This is a genomic window from Agrobacterium sp. 22094, assembly GCF_052046015.1.
Classification (GTDB): domain Bacteria; phylum Pseudomonadota; class Alphaproteobacteria; order Rhizobiales; family Rhizobiaceae; genus Agrobacterium; species Agrobacterium cavarae.
Genome location: NZ_JBQEPX010000013.1, coordinates 1 through 2,334 on the forward strand (window position 1 = coordinate 1; position 2,334 = coordinate 2,334).

Genomic DNA, 2,334 nt, shown 5'->3' on the forward strand with positions numbered 1-2,334 from the left:
AGGATGGCCGATCTGTCACCCCGAACGGATCGAGTACATGCAGTGCTCCAAAGCCTTCCCTTGCCCGCGCCGTGATCCTGGCATTCTCGCCTTTCGGATCAATGCAGATGATCGACCGATCAGCCGTCAGCAGATTTGGGATGATGGTGCCGACACCTTTGCCGGTTCGCGTCGGTGCCATGGTCATCAGATGCGATGGACCGTCGTAGCGCAGCAACGCCTTCTTCTGCGGATCGCGTCCGATGATGAGACCGGCACGATCCTTCCCCGCCATCGATGCGATGTCCTTTGCACTGGCCCAGCGTGCCGTGCCGAATACGGATTGCACCGGCACCTCGGAGACGAATGCTCCCATGAACCCGAACACTCCGAAGACAAGCGGCAGGTGTTTTGCCACGACCAGCAGGACCTGACTGATCAGTCCCTGCTCCGCGCCCAAGGCCCAATGCACCACGAAGTCGAGGAAGATGATGGTGCCTGCGTTCACCCAGCCGATCGCTGCACAGATGGCTCCCAGAAACGGTGCCGTCACGACCGCCTTCACAAAGCCCCAGACCGTCATGGCTGCACGGTGCCTCCGTCCTCGCGCGTGGCGTGCTGCGCGCCATCCCCGAGCGTCGCAGCAGCCTCGATGCCAGCACCATCCAAGCCTGTCCCATGCGTTGGCTGCGGCGACGCGTTGGGCTCATTCTGCGGCCACAACAGATCGACGAATAGCAGCCGATCAGTATCGCGGCTGAGATAGGCCGGGAACTCGCGAGCAAGCCATTGCCTCAACTGCTTGCCGTCCATCTCTCCCTGTCGATGTGCGGAATCTCCCTCCTGCTCCAGCCGTTCCAGAACAAACGATCCGAGCAGCATCCTGCGCCGTGTCGTCTCTGCCCGCTGCTGCTTCTCCAGCCGCGATTGCAGCGCCTTCTTCTGTTCTTCCAGCTCCCTGATCCGCTGTTCAATGGGTTTGCGCATGCCTCTCTCCCTCTTGGGTTTGGGTCAAAGCACGGCATTCAAGGAAACCCCTCTCCAATTGGCCACTGGCATTTGTGCTAGTTGAATACTGACCTCCCGAGAGCTACCCCGGTTAAGGCACAAGGGCGCACTTACGAGTTGAGCAGGTTTCAACGCAGGTTTTGCGCGCTTTGGCCAGGGAACACGGGACAGTTGGAGACTGTCTGCCTGTCGGGTTTGTCTATCGCGGGGGAATGATGGCGATCTATCATTGCAGCGCAAAGCCGGTCAGCCGATCGGGCGGCCGAAGTGCCGTAGCGGCCATCGCCTACCGGACAGCAAGCCTGCTGACGAACGAACGTGACGGCCTCACCCATGATTTTACCGCCAAGAAGGGCGTGGTTCATTCAGAGATCGTTCTGCCCGACGATGTCGAGGCAGAATGGGCGCTCGACCGCTCAGCACTGTGGAACGCAGCAGAAGCCGCTGAACGTCGAAAGGATTCCCGGGTTGCCCGTGAGTTCGAGATCGCTCTTCCACATGAGCTGAGCGCAGACGCCCGCCTGTCGCTCGCCCGTGCCTTTGCCCAGGATCTCGCCGACCGTTACGGCGCTGCCGCCGACTTCGCCATTCATGTTCCCCAGGGCAAGAGCGATGTCCGCAATGTCCACGCCCATGTGATGATGACGACGCGCGAGGTAACACCAGATGGTCTCGGCGAGAAGACCATGATCGAGCGCGAGAACAGGTGGTTGCTGGCCAATGGTCTACCCACCTCGCATATGCAGATGCGCGATATCCGCAAGGCCTTTGCCGATCATACCAATCGCCATCTGCTGGAGGCCGGTCTCGATATCCGTGTCGATCATCGGTCGCATCTCGATCGCGGTCTGGAGCTCTCACCAACCGAGCATATGGGCGTCCATGCAAGCCAGATGGAACGGCGCGGGCTCGACGTTTCTCGTGCTCGCCTGGAAGAAAAAGCGGCGAAGAAAAACGCCGATCTGATCCGCAGAAAGCCGGAAGAGGTTTTGCGCATCCTGACCGACGAGAAGAGCGTCTTCGACCGTCATGATATCGCTCGCACCATACATCGCTACATCAACGATAATGACGGTTTCCAGCGCGCCTTTGCCGCCGTCATGGCCTCACCGCAGCTCGTCGAGCTTATGCCTGCGCAAAACAGTAAACTGGCGAAATACTCGACGCGCGAGATGATCAACGTCGAGCATGCGATGGCAGCGAGCAGCCTGCGCATGGCGGAGAGAAACAGTCATGGCGTGAGCGCCAACAGAGTAGACCAGGCGCTTGATCGGCAGGATGCGATGCTGGGTGGTTCGGGTCTCACGGATGAGCAAAGAACCGCTGTTCGACACATCACATCCCCCA

At 59.9% G+C, this 2,334-nt stretch carries 3 protein-coding genes; 1 reads left to right on the forward strand and 2 read right to left on the reverse strand.

Annotated features, from left to right (window positions below; translation table 11 throughout):
• Window positions 1–562: type IV secretory system conjugative DNA transfer family protein (locus ACTJK5_RS22935; protein WP_440613309.1), on the reverse strand; the 562-nt coding region annotated here is incomplete at its 3' end.
• Window positions 559–966 carry a mobilization protein gene (locus tag ACTJK5_RS22940; protein WP_440613310.1) on the reverse strand — a complete coding sequence of 136 codons (408 nt, stop codon included), beginning with the start codon at window positions 964–966 and terminating at the stop codon, window positions 559–561. The genes ACTJK5_RS22935 and ACTJK5_RS22940, both read right to left, overlap by 4 nt.
• A 236-nt stretch (window positions 967–1,202) precedes the next feature.
• Between ACTJK5_RS22940 and mobQ the strand changes: the two genes are divergently transcribed.
• The coding region (gene mobQ, locus ACTJK5_RS22945) for a MobQ family relaxase (protein WP_440613311.1) at window positions 1,203–2,334 on the forward strand (1,132 nt) is incomplete at its 3' end.